The organism is Streptomyces sp. NPDC002018 (assembly GCF_042890865.1).
Taxonomy (GTDB): Bacteria; Actinomycetota; Actinomycetes; order Streptomycetales; family Streptomycetaceae; genus Streptomyces.
Genome location: NZ_JBIASO010000006.1, coordinates 1 through 21,931, shown reverse-complemented (window position 1 = coordinate 21,931; position 21,931 = coordinate 1). Strand labels below are relative to the sequence as shown.

General features: G+C 70.2%; 20 protein-coding genes. 7 read left to right on the top strand and 13 right to left on the bottom strand.

Annotated features, from left to right (window positions below):
* Positions 1-60: 60 nt before the first annotated feature.
* The 3 genes from ACFYYH_RS11390 to afsQ1 all read right to left on the bottom strand — a co-directional run bounded on the left by ACFYYH_RS11390 (position 61) and on the right by afsQ1 (position 3,100).
* The gene (locus ACFYYH_RS11390; protein WP_388548958.1) at positions 61-795 is read right to left on the bottom strand and encodes a hypothetical protein; all 735 of its coding nucleotides are present in this window, start codon (positions 793-795) and stop codon (positions 61-63) included.
* Positions 792-2,345 (bottom strand): ATP-binding protein, encoded by a 1,554-nt coding sequence (locus ACFYYH_RS11385; protein ID WP_388549666.1) that lies wholly within the window; start codon positions 2,343-2,345, stop codon positions 792-794. Before ACFYYH_RS11385 ends, ACFYYH_RS11390 begins: the two co-directional genes overlap by 4 nt.
* A gap of 77 nt (positions 2,346-2,422) precedes the next feature.
* Positions 2,423-3,100: a two-component system response regulator AfsQ1 gene (gene afsQ1 / locus ACFYYH_RS11380; protein ID WP_079124961.1), complete on the bottom strand. Its 678-nt coding sequence runs from the start codon at positions 3,098-3,100 to the stop codon at positions 2,423-2,425.
* A 203-nt stretch (positions 3,101-3,303) separates the two neighbouring features.
* On the opposite strand from afsQ1, the gene ACFYYH_RS11375 reads away from it, so the two are divergent.
* The gene (locus tag ACFYYH_RS11375) at positions 3,304-4,059 is read left to right on the top strand and encodes a SigE family RNA polymerase sigma factor (RefSeq protein WP_388548955.1); all 756 of its coding nucleotides are present in this window, start codon (positions 3,304-3,306) and stop codon (positions 4,057-4,059) included.
* Between the two features lie 226 nt (positions 4,060-4,285).
* Here ACFYYH_RS11375 and ACFYYH_RS11370 read toward each other — a convergent pair whose 3' ends face one another.
* Positions 4,286-4,978, bottom strand: a complete 693-nt coding sequence (locus tag ACFYYH_RS11370) for a uridine kinase (RefSeq protein ID WP_388548953.1) — start codon at positions 4,976-4,978, stop codon at positions 4,286-4,288.
* 241 nt (positions 4,979-5,219) lie between these two features.
* On the opposite strand from ACFYYH_RS11370, the gene ACFYYH_RS11365 reads away from it, so the two are divergent.
* Positions 5,220-5,657 carry a hypothetical protein gene (locus ACFYYH_RS11365; protein WP_388548951.1) on the top strand — a complete coding sequence of 146 codons (438 nt, stop codon included), beginning with the start codon at positions 5,220-5,222 and terminating at the stop codon, positions 5,655-5,657.
* A gap of 123 nt (positions 5,658-5,780) precedes the next feature.
* Here the strand turns inward: ACFYYH_RS11365 and ACFYYH_RS11360 are convergent, their stop codons facing one another.
* From ACFYYH_RS11360 to deoC, 3 genes are read right to left on the bottom strand one after another with little or no spacing between them, the layout of a single operon-like run.
* Positions 5,781-6,692, bottom strand: coding sequence for an aldehyde dehydrogenase family protein (locus tag ACFYYH_RS11360; RefSeq protein ID WP_388548949.1), 912 nt, complete (start codon positions 6,690-6,692; stop codon positions 5,781-5,783).
* On the bottom strand, positions 6,685-8,121 hold the full coding sequence (locus ACFYYH_RS11355) for an aldehyde dehydrogenase family protein (protein ID WP_388548946.1): 1,437 nt from the start codon (positions 8,119-8,121) through the stop codon (positions 6,685-6,687). Before ACFYYH_RS11355 ends, ACFYYH_RS11360 begins: the two co-directional genes overlap by 8 nt.
* 5 nt (positions 8,122-8,126) lie before the next feature.
* On the bottom strand, positions 8,127-9,074 hold the full coding sequence (deoC, locus tag ACFYYH_RS11350) for a deoxyribose-phosphate aldolase (protein ID WP_388549663.1): 948 nt from the start codon (positions 9,072-9,074) through the stop codon (positions 8,127-8,129).
* A gap of 121 nt (positions 9,075-9,195) precedes the next feature.
* On the opposite strand from deoC, the gene ACFYYH_RS11345 reads away from it, so the two are divergent.
* Positions 9,196-9,819 (top strand): PH domain-containing protein, encoded by a 624-nt coding sequence (locus ACFYYH_RS11345; protein ID WP_388548943.1) that lies wholly within the window; start codon positions 9,196-9,198, stop codon positions 9,817-9,819.
* Between the two features lie 175 nt (positions 9,820-9,994).
* A complete protein-coding gene (locus tag ACFYYH_RS11340) occupies positions 9,995-10,723 on the top strand; it encodes a recombinase family protein (RefSeq protein WP_388548940.1) in 729 nt (242 codons plus the stop codon).
* Positions 10,724-10,847: 124 nt separating this feature from the next.
* On the opposite strand, the gene ACFYYH_RS11335 is transcribed toward ACFYYH_RS11340, so the two are convergent.
* Positions 10,848-11,411: a hypothetical protein gene (locus ACFYYH_RS11335; RefSeq protein ID WP_388548938.1), complete on the bottom strand. Its 564-nt coding sequence runs from the start codon at positions 11,409-11,411 to the stop codon at positions 10,848-10,850.
* A gap of 176 nt (positions 11,412-11,587) precedes the next feature.
* Positions 11,588-12,811, bottom strand: coding sequence for a helix-turn-helix transcriptional regulator (locus ACFYYH_RS11330; RefSeq protein WP_388548935.1), 1,224 nt, complete (start codon positions 12,809-12,811; stop codon positions 11,588-11,590).
* Between the two features lie 171 nt (positions 12,812-12,982).
* Between ACFYYH_RS11330 and ACFYYH_RS11325 the strand changes: the two genes are divergently transcribed.
* Positions 12,983-13,207 (top strand): hypothetical protein, encoded by a 225-nt coding sequence (locus ACFYYH_RS11325; RefSeq protein WP_388548933.1) that lies wholly within the window; start codon positions 12,983-12,985, stop codon positions 13,205-13,207.
* A 1,476-nt stretch (positions 13,208-14,683) separates the two neighbouring features.
* Here the strand turns inward: ACFYYH_RS11325 and ACFYYH_RS11320 are convergent.
* The 3 genes from ACFYYH_RS11320 to ACFYYH_RS11310 form a co-directional block, all read right to left on the bottom strand.
* Entirely contained in the window at positions 14,684-16,333 is a 1,650-nt protein-coding gene (locus ACFYYH_RS11320) for a phospho-sugar mutase (protein WP_388549660.1), read from the bottom strand.
* Between the two features lie 152 nt (positions 16,334-16,485).
* A complete protein-coding gene (locus ACFYYH_RS11315; protein ID WP_388548931.1) occupies positions 16,486-17,316 on the bottom strand; it encodes a purine-nucleoside phosphorylase in 831 nt (276 codons plus the stop codon).
* A gap of 184 nt (positions 17,317-17,500) precedes the next feature.
* Entirely contained in the window at positions 17,501-17,938 is a 438-nt protein-coding gene (locus tag ACFYYH_RS11310; protein ID WP_388548928.1) for a gamma-glutamylcyclotransferase, read from the bottom strand.
* A gap of 247 nt (positions 17,939-18,185) precedes the next feature.
* Between ACFYYH_RS11310 and ACFYYH_RS11305 the strand changes: the two genes are divergently transcribed.
* Entirely contained in the window at positions 18,186-19,625 is a 1,440-nt protein-coding gene (locus tag ACFYYH_RS11305; RefSeq protein ID WP_388548926.1) for an NAD(P)H-quinone dehydrogenase, read from the top strand.
* 269 nt (positions 19,626-19,894) lie between these two features.
* Entirely contained in the window at positions 19,895-20,944 is a 1,050-nt protein-coding gene (locus ACFYYH_RS11300; protein ID WP_388548924.1) for a DeoR/GlpR family DNA-binding transcription regulator, read from the top strand.
* A gap of 212 nt (positions 20,945-21,156) precedes the next feature.
* Here ACFYYH_RS11300 and ACFYYH_RS11295 read toward each other — a convergent pair whose 3' ends face one another.
* Positions 21,157-21,756 (bottom strand): TetR/AcrR family transcriptional regulator, encoded by a 600-nt coding sequence (locus ACFYYH_RS11295; protein ID WP_388548921.1) that lies wholly within the window; start codon positions 21,754-21,756, stop codon positions 21,157-21,159.
* Positions 21,757-21,931: the final 175 nt, after the last annotated feature.

The window sequence follows — 21,931 nt, the reverse complement described above, 5'->3', positions numbered from 1 at the left end:
AGCGGGCGCCGGGGACCGCTCCGGTGCCCTGTCCCGGCGCCCGTCCGGGCTCGGCGGACATCACCGCGCGGAGGGGACGGAGGGCGAAACGGAAGCGGACGCCGACGCGGAAGCGGAAGCCGGTGCCGAGGCGGATCCCGCCCCGGACGGCCCCGGCGGGAGCGCGCGCAGCGACGTGTCCGGATTGCTCTTCGTGTCCTGGTCGCACCGGTAGCCGCGCGGGGGACGGTCGCCGGGGCCGCCCAGGACCACCGTGCCGTCCGTGATCTCGCTCTCCGCGAAGGTGCAGACGATCTGGGCGAGCGCGGTCGCCGGCAGGTCCTCCGGCTGGCGGCTGAGCCGCAGGGTGTCCGCGGGATCCTCCGCGCGGGGCCCCGAGAGGATCAGCGGCCCCCGCACATAGGTGGTGAAGCCCGCTTCCCGTTCACTGGTGGACGGCTGCGCCTGGAGCTCGTCGAGCAGGCCCTGCGCGATCTCCACACGGTCGTCCGCCGACCTCCCCCGCGGGACGGGCGTGGCGCGCTCCACCGACGCGAGACCGGACGCGCAGGCCAGATAGATCCCCACGGGAACGCCGGGCCTCGACTGGGTGATCACCGTCTCGCCCGCGACCTGGCACGGCATCCGCGACGGCGCGGGCCCCGCGTCGACCGGGACGGAGGTGGTCCTGATCCCGCATCCCGCCGCGAGGGCGACGAGCGCGAGCGCGCCCGCGAGGCGCCCGGCCGCCGTGCCCTGGCGGGCCGCCCGCCCCTCGCTCCGGCCGCTCCCCGCCGTACCGAACCTGGGTGTCATCGCGCGTCGCCCTCCTCTCCCGCTTCCTCCGCCCGGCCCCGGCCGTGCTCGTGCTCCGGCCCCGCAGGCTCCGGGTCCGCGCCGTCCCGGGGCAGCCGCAGCACGAACATCGCGCCCCCGTCCGGCACATTGGCGGCGGTGATGTCACCGCCGTGGATATGGGCGTTCTCCAGCGCGATCGACAGACCCAGACCGCTGCCCTCCGAGCGCGGCCGGGACGCGCTCGCCTTGTAGAAACGGTCGAAGACGTGCGGCAGGACGTCCTCGGGGATACCGGGGCCGTGGTCCCGTACCTCGATGACGAGCGAGCCGTCCTCCGTGCGCACCGCCACCCGGACCGGCGAACCGCCGTGCTTGAGCGCGTTGCCGATCAGATTCGCCATGATCACATCGAGTCTGCGCGGATCGAGCCGCGCCATGATGCCCCGCTCCGCGTCCAGCTCCACCGCGTCCAGCCAGGCACGCGCGTCGATACAGGCCGTGACCTGGTCGGCGACATCGACATCGTCCAGGACGAGCCGGGCCGTACCCGCGTCGAAGCGGGTGACCTCCATCAGATTCTCCACCAGGACATTGAGCCGCCGGGTCTCGCTCACCACCAGGGTCACCGCGGGCGCGATCATCGGGTCGAGGCTGTCCGCCTCGTCCTCCAGCACCTCCGTCACGGCGGTCAGCGCGGTCAGCGGCGTCCGCAGCTCATGGGACATGTCCGCGACGAAACGCCGGCTGGACTCCTCCCGCGCGCTCATGTCCGCGACCTTCTTCTGCAACGACTCCGCGGCCCTGTTGAACGTACGCGAGAGATCCGCCAGTTCATCCGTCCCGGACACCCGCAGCCGGGTCCCGAGCTTGCCCTCACCGAGCTGCCGCGCCGCCTCGCCCAGCCGCTGCACGGGCTTGAGCACGGTCGTCGCCGCGGCCTGCGCCAGCAGCGCGGACCCGACGAGGGCGAGGGCCGTCGCGATGCCCAGGGACCAGGCGAGCGAGTTGAGGTCCGCGCGCTCCTGGTCCAGGGACTTGAGGAGATAGCCGGTCGGACCGCCCCCGATGATCCGCGTACCGCCCACCAGATAGGGCGTACCGCCGCGCTCGGTGCGCAGCCAGAACACGTGGTACGGGTAGGCGTTCCCGGAGGTGACCTTCTGCTTGTCGTTCACGGCCTGCTGGAGCGACTTCGGTACGTCGTCCAGCGTGAAGGTGTCCGGATCGGAGACCCCGACGACGGGCTTCCCCTCGGCGCGTTCGCCTATCAGCAGCACGCTGTAGCCGGCGCTGCCGTCCGCCATCTGCTCCGCCGTGCTCTGCAACTCGCTCTGGCTCGGCCACAGGGGCAGCTCCGCCGCGCGGTTCTGCATCTTCTGCTGGAAGTCGTTGAGGGCCGAGTCCTGGGTACGGGTCAGCACGGCCTCGCGGTTGAGCCAGTACGCGATCCCCGACGCGGAGACCGCCGCCGTCAGCGCCACCACCCCGAAGACGACCACGAGCCGCAGCCGCAGACTGGTCCAGCGGAGCCCCGAGAGGATCGCTCTCTTGGTCGCGCCGCCCTTCACCGCCGCGCCGAGCCGTGCGGCCCCCGCTCCGTTCTCCAGCGGGCCGCGCTCCGGCCCGTCCACCACGTGCGCCTCGGTCACGAAGGCGCGTCCAGCCGGTATCCCACTCCGCGCACCGTACGGATCAGGGTCGGCGAGGACGGCACGTCCTCCACCTTCGCGCGCAGCCGCTGCACACACGCGTCCACCAGCCGCGAGTCGCCCAGATAGTCGTGCTCCCACACCAGGCGCAGCAACTGCTGGCGCGACAGCGCCTGGCCGGGACGGCGGCTCAGCTCCAGCAGCAGCCGCAGCTCGGTCGGGGTGAGCTGGAGATCCTCGCCGTTCTTGGTGACCGTCATCGCGGACCGGTCGATCACCAGACCGCCGAAGGTCGCCGAGTCCGTGGACTCCCGTTCGCCGCGCCGCAGCACCGCGCGGATCCGCGCGTCCAGCACCCGGCCCTGCACCGGCTTGACGACATAGTCGTCGGCCCCGGACTCCAGGCCGACCACCACATCGATGTCGTCGCTGCGCGCGGTCAGCAGAATGATCGGCAGCTGGTCGGTGCGCCTGATGCGCCGGCACACCTCGAAGCCGTCGATCCCGGGCAGCATCACATCCAGCACGATCAGATCCGGCCGCTGCTCCCGGAGCAGTTTCAGGCCGTCCTCTCCCGTCGCCGCGGTGGCCACACGGTGGCCCTGGCGTGACAGCGAGAGTTCGAGGGCCGTGCGGATGGCGTCGTCGTCCTCGATCAGCAACAGGAAAGGCACGGGGGCCATTCTGTCCCATGGGGGACCACAGTTCGACCGTTGGAGCGCTCCCATACCTTCCGCACGGTTCGCGCAAGGTCCGCCGCCCCCTGTGACAGGCCTGTGACAGTCGGCGGACAGCGCCATGAAACTGCCCCGGCAAGCTCTTGGTCACAGAGCACGGAGCAACACCGGAAGCAACTCCAAACGACGGGGGGCGCGGGATGAACGCACTGCACGGCACGGCCTCGAACGCGGTGGTCACGCGTCTTCACGACGTCACGAGGAGCGGGGAGAAGTCCGGCGCCGTGAACGGGCGGGGGTGCGTTCGCGGCGCCGGGCGTCAGCACAAGCCGTCGTACATGACGGTGGTTGACGCGGACCTGGCGGGCAACGGGGGAGCCGCCATGTACGGGGAGGGCTCGGGGGAGCGGAAGCTCCCGGCGGAGCCGGCGGACGCCGAAGCGGCGTTCACCGCCTACGTCCAGGAGCGCCGTGCCTCCCTGTACGCCACCGCCTACCACCTGACCGGTGACCGCTTCGAGGCCGAGGACCTGCTCCAGAGCGCCCTCTTCTCGACGTACCGGGCCTGGGACAGGATCAGCGACAAGGCCGCGGTCGGGGGCTATCTGCGGCGCACGATGACCAATCTGCACATCAGCGCCTGGCGCAGGCGCAAGCTCAACGAGTATCCGACGGAGGAGCTGCCGGAGACGGCGGGCGACACCGACGCGATGCGCGGCACGGAACTGCGCGCGGTGCTGTGGCAGGCGCTCGCGCGGCTGCCGGAGCTCCAGCGCACGATGCTGGTACTGCGCTACTACGAGGGCCGCACCGATCCGGAGATCGCGGACATCCTCGACATCAGTGTCGGCACGGTGAAGTCGAGCATCTGGCGGTCGCTCCGCCGGCTGCGTGAGGACGAGGTCCTCAGCTTCGGCCGTGACGAGGAGGAGTCCTTCGGCGAACTGGTCGCCTGAGGGCCGTAGGGGGAAACACGGGGGAAGCGGGGGGCCCGCGGTCTCGGGGGAGACGGCGGGAGCACGGGGGAACAGCACGGGGGGAGAACTCGCGGGTCGTGGGGGCCCACGGGGGATCACAGGGAAAGGGAGCGGGACCGCACAGGACCGGGGGGTCGTGTGCGGTCCCGCTCTTGCGTTGTCCGGGTCCGGCTCCCGCGCGGCGGCGGCTCACCGCGCGGGCCGCTCAACGGCCGCTCGCGGTGGAGCTGGGTGCGGGTGCGGGCGCGGGTGAAGGACGACCGGGCGCGGCGTTCCGTACCGCCGCCTCCGCGGTGTGCGTCCCGGCGGCGGTGATCCGGCCCAGCGCCTCCGCCCTGCCGCACGGATACGCGCCCAGCGCCGTCTGCCGCGCGACGATCCCGCGCTCCGCCCGCATCAGCCGCAGGCCCCGCCGCAGCAGGAACGCGACCGACTTGCGGCCCTCGCGCAGATCGCGCAGCAGACGCCGCCGGAAGGTCGTCGAGGGCCGCCCGCGCAGACAGAGCGCGTCGGCCAGCACCCCCGACTCACGGCAGCGCGCGACGATGTCGGCGGCGAAGATGCCCTCCGCGAGGAACAGCGGGGCGTGCCCGAGGTCGAGCGCCTCCGTGTCCACCCGGGCGCTGGTGGCGATGGAGTAGACGGGAACGGTCGTACGGCCCGTACGGCACAGCTCCTCGATCGCCGCGACCGCGGCGTCCGCGTCCCAGGACAGGGCGGAGTCCCAGTCGATGTCCGTGCTGTCCGTGACGAGCGGCAGCGTCGGGTCGTCGCCCTCCTTGTAGAAGTCGTCGAGGCGCAGCACGGGCAGGCCCGTACGCGCGGCGAGGGAGGACTTTCCGGAGCCTGAGGGGCCCGCGAGGAGGACGACCCGGGCCGGAAGGGAAGGAGAAGTCACGGGACACCAGTCTGCTGTATGGACCCGCGTACGTGACCCCCCGGGTGTACGGATACCCGACGGATCATGGCGAATCGATGACGGACCGGGGAGGGGGCCGGGAAGAGTGCGGGACGGACCGGGACGTATCACCCCTGGGGCCACCCGGTCCTGATGGCGTGACACACCGCATCTTGGGGGCGCCGGCTGTCGTTACGGAGTCGGGAAAGTCACTCGATCACTCGGCCAGGCAGGAAAACTCATGGCACGTCATGCAGCTCCCACCTCTCCGCGCCGCGCTCTGCTGCGCGCCGGTCTGACCGTCACCGCGGCGGGCGCGGCCCTCGGTCTGGGCGGTACGGCGGCCCAGGCGGCGCCGCCCGTCGCCGCGCCGCCCGTCGCCGCGCCGGCCGCGACGGGCAGTGACCTCCGGCTCGCCGAGGCGACGGAGGCCGCGGGCACGGCCCTCGGCGGCGCGCTCGGCCACGGGACGGCCGGCGCGCTCGCCCCCGTCACCAAGCTCAGGCTCAATCCGCTGTCCGGCACCGGCGTGGATCCCCTCGACAACGCGGTGGGCACCCAGATCGCCGACTTCAAGCCGCTCTCCACGGCCACGGTGACCGATCCCCTGACCAAGGGCGGCGGCGCACTCCAGGACCTCCCCGTGATCGGCCAGGTGGCGGGCCTGCTGCCGCGCTGACGGCCCGGGGGACGGCCCCCGCGCAGAACGGGCCCCGCACAAGACCGAGCCACGCACAGAACGGGCCCCGCTCTCGCCTGGACGAGGGAGAGCGGGGCCCGTTCCGTGCGCGGTCCTGCGGAGTCAGTACGAGGAGCCCGAGGCGCCGAGGCTCCCGGTGGGGTGCCAGACCGTCTTGGTCTCCAGGAAGGCCGTCAGCCGGCGGGTGCCCGGGTCGGACCACCAGTCGGTGGTGTGCGGGCGCAGGACGCGCTTGAGGTTGTCCGCCGCCGCGATCTCCAGCTCCTTGGCCAGGGACGCGTCCGCGCCGGTCAGATCGATCCCGTTCACGTCCTGGTGCGCGGCGAGCGGGGCCGCGATCTCGGCGGTCCGTCCCGACAGCACGTTGACCACACCGCCCGGCAGGTCCGAGGTGGCCAGCACCTCGCCCAGGGACAGCGCGGGCAGCGGGGCGTCCTCGCTCGCCACGACGACCGCCGTGTTGCCCGTGGCGATCACCGGTGCGACGACCGAGACCAGGCCCAGGAACGAGGAGTCCCGAGGCGCCAGGACGGTGACGACACCGGTCGGCTCGGGGGTGGAGAGATTGAAGAACGGACCCGCCACCGGGTTCGCGCCGCCCACGGTCTGGGCGATCTTGTCGGTCCAGCCCGCGTACCAGACCCAGCGGTCGACCGCCGCGTCGACGGCCGCCGCGGCCTTCGGCTTCGACAGGCCCTCGGCGTCCGCGACCTCCCGTACGAACTGGTCCCTGCGGCCCTCCAGCATCTCGGCGACGCGGTAGAGGATCTGGCCGCGGTTGTACGCGGTCGCGCCCGACCAGCCGCCGAACGCCTTGCGGGCCGCGACGACCGCGTCCCGGGCGTCCTTGCGGGAGGAGAGCGGCGCGTTGGCCAGCCAGGCGCCCTTGGAGTCGGTCACTTCGTACACCCGGCCGCTCTCACTGCGGGGGAACCTGCCCCCGACGTACAGCTTGTAGGTCTTGAGGACACCGAGCCGGCCGGCGCCGGAGCCGTTGGACGATTCCTTAGACATCGAGGTACGCCTCCAGGCCGTGACGGCCGCCTTCCCGGCCGTAGCCGGATTCCTTGTAGCCGCCGAAGGGCGAGGTCGGGTCGAACTTGTTGAACGTGTTGGCCCAGACGACGCCCGCCCGGAGCCTGCTCGCGACCGCGAGGATACGGGAGCCCTTCTCGGTCCAGATGCCCGCCGACAGGCCGTACTGGGTGTTGTTGGCCTTCGCCACGGCCTCCTCGGGCGTACGGAAGGTCAGCACGGACAGGACCGGGCCGAAGATCTCGTCGCGGGCGACGGTGTGCGCCTGGGTGACGTTCGTGAAGAGCGTCGGCGCGAACCAGTAGCCCGAGGACGGCAGTTCACACGCGGGCGACCAGCGCTCCGCGCCCTCCGCCTCGCCCGTCTCCGCCAGCGCCGTGATCCGGGCGAGCTGCTCGGCGGAGTTGATCGCGCCGAGATCGGTGTTCTTGTCCAGCGGGTCGCCCACGCGCAGCGTGGACAGCCGGCGCTTCAGCGACTCCAGCACCTCGTCGTGGACCGACTCCTGGACGAGCAGCCGGGAGCCCGCGCAGCAGACCTGGCCCTGGTTGAAGAAGATCCCGGTGACGATGCCCTCGACGGCCTGGTCGACCGGCGCGTCGTCGAAGACGATGTTGGCGCCCTTGCCGCCGAGTTCGAGGGTGACCCTCTTGTCCGTACCGGCGATCTCGCGGGCGATGGCCTTGCCGACGGCGGTCGAACCGGTGAAGGCGACCTTGTCGATGTCCGGGTGCGACACGAGCGCCGCGCCCGTACCGCCGTCACCGGTCACGATGTTGACCACGCCCCTGGGCAGCCCCGCCTGACGGCAGACGTCCGCGAAGAAGAGCGCGGAGAGCGGGGTCGTCTCCGCGGGCTTGAGCACCACGGTGTTGCCGGTGGCGAGCGCCGGGGCGATCTTCCACGCGAGCATCAGCAGGGGGAAGTTCCACGGGATGACCTGGCCCGCGACCCCCAGGGGCCTCGGCTCGGGCCCGTACCCGGCGTGGCCGAGCTTGTCCGCCCAGCCCGCGTAGTAGAAGAAGTGCGCCGCGACCAGCGGGAGATCGGTGTCCCGGGTCTCCTTGATCGGCTTGCCGTTGTCGAGGGTCTCCAGGACGGCCAGCTCCCGCGAGCGCTCCTGGATGATCCGCGCGATACGGAACAGATACTTGGCACGCTCGGCGCCGGGGAGCGCCGACCACTTCTCGAACGCCTTGCGCGCGGCGCGGACCGCCCGGTCGATGTCCTCGGAGCCCGCCTGGGCGACCTCGGAGAGCACTTCCTCGGTCGACGGGGAGACGGTCTTGAAGACCTTGCCGTCGGCCGCCCCGGTGAACTCACCGTCGATGAAGAGCCCGTACGAGGGGGCGATGTCGACGATCGCACGGGACTCGGGCGCCGGCGCGTACTCGAATACAGAAGCCATGGTGATCAGTCCACCGTCACGTAGTCGGGGCCGGAGTAGCGGCCGGTGCTGAGCTTCTGACGCTGCATCAGCAGATCGTTCAGCAGACTGGAGGCGCCGAAGCGGAACCAGTGGCTGTCCAGCCAGTCCGCGCCCACGGTCTCATTGACCAGCACCAGGAACTTGACCGCGTCCTTGCTGGTGCGGATGCCGCCCGCGGGCTTCACACCGATCTGGGCGCCGGTCTGCGCGCGGAAGTCCCGTACGGCCTCCAGCATCAGCAGGGTGTTGGCCGGCGTGGCGTTCACCCCGACCTTGCCGGTCGACGTCTTGATGAAGTCCGCGCCCGCGATCATGCCGAGCCAGGACGCGCGGCGGATGTTGTCGTACGTGGACAGCTCGCCGGTCTCGAAGATGACCTTGAGCCGGGCGGTCCCGGCCGCCTCCTTCACCGCGCGGATCTCCTCGTACACCTTGAGGTAGTGACCCGCGAGGAACGCGCCGCGATCGATGACCATGTCGATCTCGTCCGCGCCCGCGTCCACGGCGTCCCGGGTGTCCGCGAGCTTCACCCCGAGGGAGGCCCGGCCGGCCGGGAAGGCGGTCGCGACGGACGCCACCTTCACCCCGGACCCGGCGAGCGCGGCGACCGCCGTCCCGGCCATGTCCGCGTAGACGCAGACCGCCGCCGTGGAGGGTGTCGTACGGTCGGTCGGATCGGGCCGCCGGGCCTTGGCGGCGAGCGCCCGGACCTTGCCCGGGGTGTCCGCGCCTTCGAGCGTCGTCAGATCGATCATGGAGATGGCCAGATCGATCGCGTACGCCTTGGCCGTGGTCTTGATCGAGCGCGTCCCGAGCGAGGCCGCGCGCGCCTCCAGGCCGACGGCGTCGACGCCGGGCAGCCCGTGCAGAAAGCGGCGCAGTGTGCTGTCGGACGCGGTCACGTCGGCGAATGCGGGAGTGATGGTCGGCATGGTCACCAGAGGAGCATATCTACGCGCGTAGCGACGTGTACAGGGGGGTGCTCGTTGTGAGGCCGAGCTGTGACCGGAGGGCTGTCGAGGGTTTACGGACGCGTACGGCAGAATCGGGCATATGACGAGCCCCACGCCCCCGCCGTCCGACCCGACCTACCGCGACCGTGTCTACCGCTCGGCCGCCGGGATCCTCGGCGGGATCCTGCTGCTGGCGGTCGTGGGCTGGCTCGGCGTGGACGCGCTCGTACGGGGCACGGGCCGCACGCCCTGGCTCGCGCTCGCCGGACTGCTCTTCGCCGTGCCGCTCGTCATCGCCTTCAGCCTGCGCCCGGCCGTCTTCGCCGGCGCCGACCGGCTGCGCGTCCGCAACCCCTTCCGGACGATCACGCTGCCCTGGGCGTCGGTCACGGAGATACGGGCCGCGTACTCGTGCGAGGTGTTCACCGAGAACGACGGGAAGTTCCAGCTCTGGGCCGTGCCCGTCTCGCTGCGGCAGCGCAAGCGCGCCCACCGCCATCAGGACCGCCTGGCCCGCGCGGGCGCCGCGGCAACGGCGGACGCCCTCGACCCGGCCCGTCTGGCGGTCGCGGACCGCGCGGTCGCGGACCTGCGCGAACTCTCGGAACGCGCCGAGACCCAGCCCACGGCCCAGGGGGAGCCGACGGTGCGCTGGGCGTACGAGGTGATCGCCCCCACGCTGGCGGGCCTGCTCCTGCTGATCGTGCTGCTGGCCACGGGCTGACGGTCCCGCTGACCCCCACCGCCCGGAGACCCGGCGTCCGGGCCGACGGTCCCGTCCCCGATCGCCGGACGGGCCGGGTCGCGGCCCCGGCCCGGAGACCCCGGCACCAGTAGGTCCAACACTCTGGGACTTGCTCGGGTAGCGGACTGTTTCCGCAGGTCACTAGGGGTTTCCCATGGCTACAGCCACACCGGTCAAGGCGCGCAGGCACTCGCTGGTCCAACGGGGTGCGGTCTCCGTTCCCGCCGCATTCGACAATCGCCCCGAAGCTGACCTGTCGCTCAGGAAGTCGAAAGTCGTCCGGGAGGGGGAGCGCGCACTCTCCATCCGCGCACAGGAGGAACGGGGCCGGGCGTGGGCCGAGGAGAACAGCTACCGGGTCCGCAAGGTGTGGAAAGAGAACCTGTCGGCGTGGTCCGACGTCCAGCGCCCGAAGTACGACGTGGCCATGGACGCCGTACTCAACGGGGAAGTACCCGCCCTTTGGTGCTACGCGCTGGACCGGTTCAGCCGCAAGGGTGCCGAAGCGGTTGTGCCGATCCTCGGCAAAGCGCACGTGATCTTCGACTATGAGCGTCTGGACTCGATGGACGAGCGGGACCGTCGTTGGATCATCGACCGTGCCGAGAACGCGCGCGAGTACTCGCAGCGTCTGTCACACAATGTCCGGTCGACCAAGAACCGGCAGCGCAACGAGGGACGCTGGCTCGCCAGAGCGCCGTTCGGGCTTGTCGCCGATCCGCGGGCGAAAACTTCCGATGGCTGTCCCCGCGCCGCTACTTCCGCTTGTCGATCGCCTGTCGCCGACGGGCGCGCTCCCTCTGTCGGCGGGCACGCTCACGCTGTCGCTCCTGCCACAGCTCCTTGCGATGCACGGAGCTTTGAGGCCAAAGAGCACGGATAGCGGCGTTGAGCCCGAAGACGAGGATGCCGAGACCAGCTAGAACCAGCACGGCGCCCCACGGAGCCGTTTCCGGCAGGTTGAACACAACAATGAACCTTCCGACCTTGAACGGTCGGCGGGCCACTCAGGCAGCTATTACGGCGCTCCCCAGCGCGCTGCGGTGATGCCCGCCCCGGTGTGTGATCAAGGGGAGGGCGGAGTTCGGGCCACGAGGCGTGATTTGCGGCGACGTGTCGATCGGATCGGGCTTCCAGACAGGTACGTTTTCCACTGCCGCCCGGCCAAGCAGTCGAGACAGCAACAGAATCAACACCCGCACGAGGAAACGCAGCAGGCATGCGATCAACTCTCCCAATGCTGCGAGGAAGACCGTCACGGCTGTGCGTCGTTCTGCGACCGTGGATGCGGAACGCAGGCTCTCAGCGGCCGATCTGATGTGGGCGCGAGCGCCGTTCTCTTCTTCGCTCTGGAGCCAGGCTGCCACATCCCGCTCAATCTCAAACGCGGTGGCACTCACACGAAAAACTGCTGTGGGATCAAGTTCGAGGGTGGTGGCGAAGTGGAGCGCAGCCTCTGTCTTTCCCTCGCCAGGCAGGCCGTGAAGCACTAGAACGCCTGAGTGCATGTGCTTCAAGTATTCCAATTTCCTGGAAAGAACTCTCTTGTGTGCGGGCTCGCTCTCTTTCATCACATTCCCGTTAGCTAGTGAGCCGTGGTCGAGAGTCTAGCGCGTGGCGCCGACACCCTCCTGCGACAGGAGTTGCCCATGCCTCGCAGACCCCGCCCCCCTGCTCCGTCCCCGGCTGCCCCGAACTGACCGCCCGTGTCGGCCGGTGTCCTGCTCACATACGCAGAGCGATACTGCTACTCTCCGGCCTCTGGCGCCTTGAGACCCTGGTAAGCCTCGCGAAGATCCGGCGCTTCAGGGAGTCGCCGTTTCTCCACTGCCTTGACGACTTCCAATGCACGCCAATGGTTTGAGGGCACGATACGGCCGGACAATATGGCGCGTTGAGCCGCATTACACGCTTCGTCCATACGGTCGCCACCGAGCAAGGCCAAAGCCAAATCGATATTGGCTGACGCGACCCGGCGAGGCCATTTATGAATATCCTCAGAAGGGGCTAGCCTGGCAATTACCTCGCGCGCGTAAGTTTCTGCGGACGGGTCTCCGATCCATGCAAGCGTTGTGGCGGTGTAGGCTAGCGACTTACCGGGGTCGTATTGGAAATGGTGCTCCGTTCCTTTCCGCGGCACCATTGCCCCCGACATTCGTTGAACCTTTTCAATCGCCGCATAAGTCGCTGCGTCTTCTCCTAGGCGCGCCCGTGCCCTTCCTTCTTGAGCTGTAGCCTGAATTTCTACTGAACTCCCGGTCGGTGCTAGTTGTTGCGCCACCTGAGACAGTTCGAGCGCACGGCCATAGTCGCCATCCGTCAGCACTCGCCAAGCGTCTGTTTCGTAACACCACGCTTCGATTTCTCGGTGCCCGGCGTGCCGAGCAAGGCTTGCCGCTGCCTGCAAACGGGCCGTTGCGGCGTGCTCCTGGTTCAGATCGATATGGAGCGTCGCGCCCAATAGTTGGAACCAGCCTCCGACGACGTAAAGCCGTTGCTGTTCGCTTAGTGTCATGCGAGCGTCCATGAGATGTGCCACGTACGCAGAATGCTTCCGCACACGCTCCAAAAGTTCCTGTGGCGGAGAAACTGGATACTTCATGGCCAACTCATCGAATGAGTTTTCTAGCCGGCTCAACGTCTCCTTCCCCACGTCGCTTGCCGAGACCCGCCGCGCCAATTCGAATGCATCGAATTCATCATCGGTTGTAGGGTGTGCAACCGGAAGCCACAAGCTAGGCGGTTGGGGCAGCGTGTACACGTCGGGAATGAGAAGCGCGTCAAGCTCGTTCGCTGTGACTCCTAGCGCTTTAGCGATCTTCGGCCGTTGCCAGGGCTGAGGGCCGGTTTTCCCATTTTCCCAGCGCTGAACAGTGGAACGGTCAACGCCTACCGCTTCCGCGAATTCCTCTTGATTCAATCCACGTGCTTTCCGGCGCTCCGCGAGTCTCCGCCGCCTAGTGTCGGTCATCCTGCCCGTCCCCTCTCGTCCGGGTGCCGTCTGCCCTGGTCAGCGTATCCAGTGCGGCCGGAGTGCGGCAGGACTGCGGCCTTTCTGCTGTGGTGCCGAGCCCTTCGCCGCGCTTCTCTAGGTCAACACTCGACAGCATCAACGGTCTTGATGAACAGCGGGATGGTGGCCATGGCGTACGAACTACCGAAGCGGTTACCCCGCAACGGCGCGGCAGAGCTCGAAGCGGCCGTCACCGGGCACGAGTTCTACCGGCTGACGCCGGATGAGACGTGGCACAGCAAGTGGGCGTTGTGGCCGGCCGGTGCTCCCCGTGGGCCGTTTCGCAAGCCGACCCGCACGATTCTCCACCGGGTCATGGCCGGAGTGGAAAAGCGGTTGAACTGTGTCCAGTGAGACCACGACAGCCGTGGACGTGCCCACGCCGGACCTTGAGCCCGTGGCCCGGCCCGAGTGCGACATCTGCCGTGCGGCGGACCGGAGTCGAGCCACTGCTCACACGGTGGGCAGCCCCGTGAGTGTCCGAAGCGCCAACGACACCATCCGGCAGCACCCACACGGGGCGACCGATCAGAAGGACGGGACGGAGTGAAGGAGAACCGCGAGATCCCCGTACGGTCCCATCTGGCCGCATGGGACCCGTGCCAGTGTGGAAGACCGGAATGCCCCGACGCCGTTGCCGACGACGATTCGAAGCACAGTCGAGCCGACGACCGGTCGCACAGTCCCACCATGGAGCGCATCCGGCCTCTCATCCGGCAGGACACCGCGCAGCGCCGTCACGAAGTCGGCTTTCTGGGGCGGCGGCTGTGACCTGCAAACCCGCCCCGGGGGATCTCCCGCGAAAGCCTTTGCGGACCTCAAGCGGTGCCACTCCTACCAAGGAAGCGACTACCACTCCTTTGGCCCGTGATCCACGTCCACGCATCACCTTTCATGGCGAGACGCCGCGCTGCTACGCGTGCCACTGGCCCGTGGAACCGGAGGAACCCCTCCGCAGGGTGTACTGGGACGCTCCTTCCGGTTCCGGCTGGCATGTGCCCGTGCACGAAGACTGCTTCAAAGCCATTGAGTACGAACAACGTGACGACCACGAGTAGTCACGGGAAGACAGGCCCCGGCTGGGTATTCAGTACCTGCGCCAGCTCAAGGGGCAATTCAGCCCCGCCCATAAGTCGCCTTGGCGCATGGGCGGGGCTATTCAGCGTTCTGGTCCTCGCCACTGCGATTCCGAACGTAGGTCACTGCGAGTGTGCCCGATGTGATGTCCCGGATGATCTCTGCGGCGATCTGTTGATACGGCGGAGTCGGGGCGTCGTAGTCAATGCTCGGGCTCATGCCGGAAGCGTAGACATCCGGCCACAGTCCAAGCGTCCCTATACGTAGGTAGACGATGGTAGAGGAGTTGGCTTACCGCCAGATGTGAAACGCCCCGACAGACCGATTAGGCCCGGTTCATCGGGGCTCCGCCGAACAGCTTTCGAGGAGCTGAACGACATGCGCGATGTCCAAGCCGTGGACCGGGGTAAGCGCATCGCAGGCCCGAGAAATCTTCCATGTCCAAGAAACTCAGACGCTCACCCCAGAACAGCGCGAACACTGGTGGGCCGCTGCGTTCCATGAGATCGGTGTGGATTACGACTTCAACGTGTGCCCCGGCTGCATCTACCTGCGCCCGGTTTTTCCGGCACAGGCGGACCGGTACCGGAGGTAGCAAGCACCATCAGCAGCAAACAGAGCCTCGTTCGGCCAAGTGCCGGGCGGGGCTCTTTCATGCCCCGACCTGCTGATTTCCTGACTCCCAGGGTGTACGGTCTACCCCCGGCGCCACCCCCCGCCACGGCCTCTCGCCAGGGAGGCGCACCGGATCGCTCAGATGCCCGCCGCCTTCGCCATGTCCCGCTTCAGCGCCTCCAGCACCTCCGTCGCCGTCGCCCGCGCGACCGCCAGCCCCGGCGCGTCCGCCACCGGGATCACGACCTCCAGGTAGCACTTGAGCTTCGGCTCCGTGCCGCTCGGGCGGACGATCACCCGGGCCCGGTACGTCCCCTCCAGGTGGTACCGCAGGCCGTCCGTCGGCGGGAGCGTGGCCGAGCCCTCCGTCAGATCCTCCGCGGAGACGACCTCCAGACCGGCCAGCACCATCGGCGGACGCTCACGCAGCCGGCGCATCGCGTCCGCGATCAGTGACAGGTCCTTGACGCGGACCGAGAGCTGGTCCGTGGCGTGCAGCCCGTGGGTGACGGCCAGGTCGTCCAGGAGGTCCCCAAGCGTACGGTCCCGTTCCTTCAGTTCCGAGGCCAGCTCGGCGACGAGCAGCGCGGCGGTGATGCCGTCCTTGTCCTTCACCCCGTCGGGGTCGACGCAGTAGCCGAGCGCCTCCTCGTACCCGTACCGCAGGCCCTCGACGCGCGCGATCCACTTGAAGCCGGTCAGCGTCTCCTCGTACCCCAGCTCCGCCGCCCGCGCGATCCGCCCGAGCAGCGAGGACGAGACGATCGACGCGGCGAACGTCCCCGTCGCGCCCTTGTGGACGAGATGCGCGGCGAGCAGCGCGCCGACCTCGTCGCCGCGCAGCGTCCGCCAGCCGTCCTCCGCCGTGTCGTCGGGCACGGCCACCGCGCAGCGGTCCGCGTCCGGGTCGTTGGCGATGATCAGATCGGGCTGGGCGCGCCGGGCCGTGGCGAAGGCCAGATCCATCGCGCCCGGCTCCTCCGGGTTGGGGAACGCGACGGTCGGGAACGCGGGGTCGGGCTCCGCCTGCTCCGCCACCAGCACGGGCTCGGGGAAACCGGCGCGCGCGAAGGCCGCCAGGAGGGTCTCCGTACCGACACCGTGCAGCGCCGTGTGGACGGTCCGCGCGGTCCGCGGGGTGCCGGGTGTCAGGACCGCGTCCGTTCGCTCCAGATAAGCCGTCAGGACCTCGTCCCCGAGGATCTCCCAGCCGTCCTCCGGGCGCCGTACGGAACCGAGCGGGCCGATCGCGTCGATCTCGGCCGCGATCTCGCCGTCCGCGGGCGGCACGATCTGGGAGCCGCCGCCGAGATAGACCTTGTAGCCGTTGTCCCGGGGCGGGTTGTGGCTCGCGGTGACCTCCACCCCGGCCACGGCGCCGAGATGCCGTACGGCGAAGGCGAGCACCGGCGTGGGCAGCGGCCGGGGCAGTACGGCGGCGCGCAGCCCCGCGCCGGTCATCACGGCGGCGGTGTCCCGGGCGAACTCCGCCGACTTGTAGCGGGCGTCGTACCCGATGACGACCAGTCCGTCGTCGTCGCCGCGGTTCCTCAGATACGCGGCGAGGCCGGCCGCCGCCCTGATGACCACGGCGCGGTTCATCCGCATGGGCCCCGCGCCCAGCTCCCCGCGCAGCCCGGCCGTGCCGAACCGCAGCGTGCCGGCGAACCGTTCGGTGAGGGAGGCCACATTCCCGGCCTCGATGATCGCGGCGAGTTCCTCGCGGGTCTCGCTGTCCGGGTCCTCGGCCAGCCAGGCCTTGGCCCGGGTGACGACATCCTGCTCCATGGGGTCCTGCTGCTGCACGGTGGGTGGACCTCCTCGCGCCTGCGGCGGCGCCGTTCTCGCGGAGGCGGTCGGCCTCCGCTTCGGTTGCTCAATGCGTGGTGGACGCGGTACCGGGACCGGGCCGGATGTCCTGGTCAGATGTCATTCCCGGCTCAGACGCGCTCAAGCACCCGCGCCAGCAGCGCACCCATCTGCGTCGCCGAGTCGCGGCCCGCCTGGAGGACCTCCTCATGGTTGAGGGGCTCGCCCGAGAGGCCCGCGGCCAGATTGGTGACCAGCGAGATCCCGAGGACCTCGGCGCCGGCCTCGCGGGCCGCGATGGCCTCCAGCACGGTGGACATGCCGACGAGGTCGCCGCCCATCACCCGGACCATGTTGATCTCGGCCGGGGTCTCGTAGTGCGGGCCGGGGAACTGCACGTACACCCCCTCCTCCAGCGCCGGGTCGATCTCCTTGCACAGCGCGCGCAGCCGCGGCGAGTACAGGTCCGTCAGATCCACGAAGTTCGCGCCGACGATCGGGGAGACGGCCGTCAGATTGATGTGGTCGCTGATCAGCACGGGCTGGCCGGGGCGCATGCCCTCGCGCAGTCCGCCGCAGCCGTTGGTCAGTACGACGGTCTTGCAGCCCGCGGCGACGGCGGTGCGGACCCCGTGCGCCACGGCGACGACGTCCCGGTCCTCGTAGTAGTGCGTACGGCCGAGGAAGACCAGCGCGCGCTTTTCGGCGATCTTGTACGAGCGGATCCGCCCGCCGTGGCCGGCCACGGCGGGCGGCGGGAACCCCGGCAGCTCGGTCACGGGGAAGTCCGCCTCGGGGGCACCGAGCGCTTCGACGGCGGGTCCCCAGCCCGAGCCCATCACCAGGACGATGTCATGGGTCTCGGCGCCGGTCAGCTCGCGCAGGCGCGCGGCGGCGGCGTCAGCGGCGGCCAGGGGGTCGGCGGGTCCGTCGGCGTGGGCCGGGATAACAGATGCGTTCACGCGGATGAGGGTAGCCGGTCATTCCCTACGCGCGTAGATGATGGGCACACGGTCTTGACATCGTTGTGTTGTCGTTTCGGACAGACGGGGTCGCGGTGTGACGGCGAACGCGTGGCCGGACGCCCGGAATGCCCCGTATGTACGTCGCTTTCGCGCCGTGCGCGCGATGCCTTCGCGCCATGGCTCAGCAGGGACGCTTGCGCAGTTCCATCACATAGTCGTGGGGTGCGCCCGCCGATTCCGCCGCGTCCGCCAGCTCGCCCAGATAGCGGGCGGAGGGAAGGCCGCCCTCGTACCCGTTGAGCACATACATCCAGGCCGGCTCCTCGCCGTCCAGGGTGTGCACCCGGATCCGCATCCGGCGGTATATGTCGAGCCCCACGCCCTCCCAGCGGTCCATGGAGTCCTCGTCCATCGGGGCGATGTCGTACAGCGCGACGAAGACCTGGGAGCGCGGCGCCTCCACGACGGTGACGAGTGAGCCCTCCCAGCCCATGTGCTCGCCGCCGAAGGTGAGCCGCCAGCCGTTGAGCCAGCCGGTACCGCGCAACGGGGAGTGCGGGGCGCGGCGGGACATCAGCCGCGCGTCGAGGTTGCCGGCGTACGCGGCGTAGAGCGACATGAGGTTGAGGGTACGGGAGGTGCGGGCGTGGCCGCCGGTCCACCGGTCCGGCGGCGGCGTCCGCCCGTCGCGGTCCGGGGATTCCCGTACGGCGGACGCCGGAGGGTTCCCGGATGGAGGGCCCCGGGGCGAAGCTACTTGAAGCGTGCGGGACAATGGAGTACGTACTGCATCCCCCGGGGGTCCCCCCGGAACCCCGGCCGGGGTGGCAGACGGGCCGGGTTGACAACGCGAGGCGGACTTTTTCGTGACCCGGATCGTGATCATCGGTGGCGGACCCGGCGGCTACGAGGCAGCCCTGGTGGGCGCCCAGCTCGGCGCCGAGGTGACCGTTGTCGACTGCGACGGCCTCGGCGGGGCGTCGGTACTCACCGACTGCGTGCCGTCCAAGACGCTCATCGCGACGGCCGAGGTGATGACCACCTTCGACTCCTCGTACGAGGAGCTGGGCATCATCGTCGCCGACGACACCCCGCCCAAGGAGCAGTCGGCCCGGGTCGTCGGGGTCGATCTGGGCAAGGTCAACCGACGGGTGAAGCGGCTCGCGCTCGCCCAGTCCCACGACATCACCGCCTCCGTCACCCGGGCCGGCGCGCGCGTCATGCGCGGCCGGGGCCGGCTCGACGGCCGGCAGGCCGTGGACGGGTCGCGCCAGGTCATCGTGACCGCGGCCGACGGCAGCGAGGAGTCGCTCACCGCCGACGCCGTGCTGATCGCCACCGGGGCCCATCCCCGGGAGATCCCGGACGCGCGCCCGGACGGCGAGCGCATCCTCAACTGGACGCAGGTCTACGACCTCGACGAGCTGCCCGAGGAACTGATCGTGGTCGGTTCCGGTGTGACCGGCGCCGAGTTCGCCGGCGCCTACCAGGCGCTGGGCTCGCGGGTGACGCTGGTCTCCTCCCGTGACCGGGTGCTGCCCGGCGAGGACCCGGACGCCGCCGCCGTGCTGGAGGACGTCTTCCGGCGCCGCGGTATGAACGTGATGTCCCGCTCCCGGGCCGAGGCCGCCAAGCGCGTCGGCGACCGGGTCGAGGTCACCCTCTCCGACGGACGGATCATCACCGGCACGCACTGTCTGATGGCGGTCGGCGCGATACCGAACACCGAGGGCATGGGCCTGGAGGAGGCCGGCGTACTGGTCAAGGACTCCGGCCACATCAAGACCGACCGGGTCTCCCGTACCTCCGCGCCGGGGGTCTACGCGGCCGGCGACGTCACCGGGATCTTCGCGCTCGCCTCCGTCGCGGCCATGCAGGGGCGGATCGCGATGTACCACTTCCTCGGGGACGCGGTGGCCCCGCTCAACCTCAAGACCGTCTCCTCGAACGTCTTCACCGACCCGGAGATCGCCACGGTCGGTTACAGCCAGGCGGACGTGGACGAGGGCAGGATCGACGCCCGGGTCGTCAAGCTGCCGCTGCTGCGGAACGCCCGCGCCAAGATGCAGGGCGTCAGGGACGGCTTCGTCAAGATCTTCGCCCGTCCCGGTACGGGCATCGTCGTCGGCGGTGTGGTCGTCGCGCCCCGGGCCAGTGAGCTGATCCACCCCATCTCGCTCGCCGTCGACAACAGTCTGACCGTCGAGCAGATCGCGAACGCCTTCACCGTGTATCCGTCCCTGTCGGGCTCGATCGCCGAGGTCGCGCGGCAGTTGCACACACGCAAGACGGCGGAGGAGGGCTGACCCGAGGGGGTCACGCCCGCTCTCACGGGAGCGCGGCCGGGGCTCCCGGCGACGGTCCGGAACGGTTCCGGCGGAGGCTCGGCGGGGGCTCGGCGGGGGCTCGGCGGAGGTGTGCGCGGGGGGTGGGCGCGGGGTCCGGCGGGCCTCCGCGCGTCCTGGGCGAACGGTCGCGTCGACGTATACCACTACGTGCGCTCGTCTGTGTACAACTTCTCTTATTCGGCGCAAACTGCTGAAAGCAGACGGTCGTTGGGGTTACTGTCAGTTTCGTGTTCGCTGCAGAACGTCGCCAATTGATCCTCGAAATGGTGCGCGCCAACGGAGCCGTGTCGCTCCGTGAGCTCGCCCGCGTCGTCCAGACCTCCGAAGTGACCGTACGGCGGGACGTGCGGGCGCTCGAGGCAGAAGGACTCCTCGACCGCCGGCACGGCGGTGCGGTACTGCCGGGCGGATTCACGCGAGAATCCGGCTTTCCGCAAAAGTCCCATCTCGCGACGGCGGAGAAGACGGCCATCGCCGATCTCGCCGCGAGCTTCGTCGAAGAGGGCGAGGCCGTGGTCGTCGGTGCCGGTACGACCACGCAGGAGCTGGCCCGCCGGCTCGCGCGGATCCCCGGGCTGACCGTCGTCACCAACTCACTGCTGGTCGCACAGGCGCTGGCCCATGCCAACCGGGTCGAGGTCGTCATGACCGGCGGCACGCTGCGCGGGTCGAACTACGCCCTGGTCGGCAGCGGCGCCGAGCAGTCCCTCCAGGGGCTGCGGGTCACCCGCGCGTTCCTCTCGGGGAGCGGGCTGACGGCGGAGCGCGGTCTCTCCACCTCCAACATGCTCTCGGCGAGCGTCGACCGGGCGCTGGTGCAGGCCGCGGCGGAGGTCGTGGTGCTGGCCGATCACACCAAGCTCGGTACGGACACGATGTTCCAGACGGTGCCGACGGATCTGATCAGCCGGCTCGTGACCGACGAGCCGCCCGCGCACGACGACCGTGCGGGGACGGAGCTCCAGGCCCTGGCGGACCAGGGTGTGCAGATCGCGGTGGCGGGCGCGGGGGTGGGGGCCGGCGCCGGTACGGGCGCGGGTCCCGGCGGCTCCGGCGGCGCGGGTGGCTCCGGTGCGGGCGGCTCGGGCGGGGACGGGGTTCCGGCGGGGCGTCAGTCCCGCAGGGACGTGCCGCTCCCGGGACAGCGCCGTACGCACTCGGGGGCGCCCGGAGGCGGCGCCGGCGGCCCGGGGCCGCAACTGCGCAGCGCGGCGGCGTCGCTGACGACGCAGGAGCCGGGCGAGCGGTCGAGGGTGGCGGACCTGCGCCGCCGGTAGCCGTCCAGCGGTGCGGCGCCTCCCGCCGAGAGCCCGGAGCCCGGAAGTCCGGAGCCCGGAGCCCGGAAGTCCGGAGTCCGGGGCCCGGAAGTCCGGAGTCCGGGGCCGGAGCCCGGGGCCTGGGGCCCGGGGAAAGCGGGGAGGCGTGACGCGGGTCGCCCGTGCGGTACGGGGTCCGTGCCCGTGCGCGCGGGGCGCGTCGGCCCCGTCCCTCAGGAGCGGGCCGCGCCGGGCTCCTTGAGGCCCGTCAGGGTCAGTTTCAGGAGACGGTCCGCCAGACGCGGATCGTCCGGGGACTGTTCCGCCGCCAGCGCGATCGCGTTCGTGAGCTGCATCAGATCCTCGATGGAGGCGTCGGACCGTATATGACCGGCCTCCTGCGCCCGTACCAGCAGACGGGCGCCCGCCGCGCGGAGCGGGACACTGCACTGCGACAGGGCGGAACTCCGGTCCTGCGAGACCGACATGAGCGCCCGCGCGAGCCCGCGGTACTCGCCCGCGTGGGTGATGAGGGCGCGCAGCCACTCCACCAGGGCGGTGCAGGGCTGTTCCGCGTCGGCGAGTTCGCGCGAGCGTTCGAGCAGGACGGCGACGGCCTCCTGGAAGACCGCGTTCAGCAGCGCGTGACGGTTGGGGAAGTGCCGGTAGAGCGTGCCGATCCCCACACCCGCGCGACGCGCGACATCCTCCAGCGAGGCGTCCGTACCGTGCTCCGCGAAACTGGCGCGCGCCTCGGTCAGCAGCCGGTCGTGGTTGCGGCGCGCGTCCGCGCGCATGGGCCGGGGCGGCGTCTGTGCCGTGCTCGTCGCCATTCGTGGTCCTCCTGTCGCCACGGGTGGGTCCAGGATGCCAGGCGGCGGATACACCGAGGGCCACCGGACAGCTCCGGTGGCCCTCGGTGCGGGTGTGTCAGTCCTTGATTTCGCAGATGGTGGCGCCGGAGGTGAGGGAGGCGCCGACTTCGGCGGTGAGGCCCTTGATGGTGCC

Bases quoted from the DNA above. Each gene is read 5' to 3' on its own strand.
- ACFYYH_RS11390 (WP_388548958.1), bottom strand. From the start codon at position 795: ATGACACCCAGGTTCGGTACGGCGGGGAGCGGCCGGAGCGAGGGGCGG.
- ACFYYH_RS11375 (WP_388548955.1), top strand. From the start codon at position 3,304: ATGAACGCACTGCACGGCACGGCCTCGAACGCGGTGGTCACGCGTCTT.
- ACFYYH_RS11365 (WP_388548951.1), top strand. From the start codon at position 5,220: ATGGCACGTCATGCAGCTCCCACCTCTCCGCGCCGCGCTCTGCTGCGC.
- ACFYYH_RS11360 (WP_388548949.1), bottom strand. From the start codon at position 6,692: ATGTCTAAGGAATCGTCCAACGGCTCCGGCGCCGGCCGGCTCGGTGTC.
- ACFYYH_RS11355 (WP_388548946.1), bottom strand. From the start codon at position 8,121: ATGGCTTCTGTATTCGAGTACGCGCCGGCGCCCGAGTCCCGTGCGATC.
- deoC (WP_388549663.1), bottom strand. From the start codon at position 9,074: ATGCCGACCATCACTCCCGCATTCGCCGACGTGACCGCGTCCGACAGC.
- ACFYYH_RS11345 (WP_388548943.1), top strand. From the start codon at position 9,196: ATGACGAGCCCCACGCCCCCGCCGTCCGACCCGACCTACCGCGACCGT.
- ACFYYH_RS11340 (WP_388548940.1), top strand. From the start codon at position 9,995: ATGGCTACAGCCACACCGGTCAAGGCGCGCAGGCACTCGCTGGTCCAA.
- ACFYYH_RS11335 (WP_388548938.1), bottom strand. From the start codon at position 11,411: ATGAAAGAGAGCGAGCCCGCACACAAGAGAGTTCTTTCCAGGAAATTG.
- ACFYYH_RS11330 (WP_388548935.1), bottom strand. From the start codon at position 12,811: ATGACCGACACTAGGCGGCGGAGACTCGCGGAGCGCCGGAAAGCACGT.
- ACFYYH_RS11325 (WP_388548933.1), top strand. From the start codon at position 12,983: ATGGCGTACGAACTACCGAAGCGGTTACCCCGCAACGGCGCGGCAGAG.
- ACFYYH_RS11320 (WP_388549660.1), bottom strand. From the start codon at position 16,333: ATGGAGCAGGATGTCGTCACCCGGGCCAAGGCCTGGCTGGCCGAGGAC.
- ACFYYH_RS11310 (WP_388548928.1), bottom strand. From the start codon at position 17,938: ATGTCGCTCTACGCCGCGTACGCCGGCAACCTCGACGCGCGGCTGATG.
- ACFYYH_RS11295 (WP_388548921.1), bottom strand. From the start codon at position 21,756: ATGGCGACGAGCACGGCACAGACGCCGCCCCGGCCCATGCGCGCGGAC.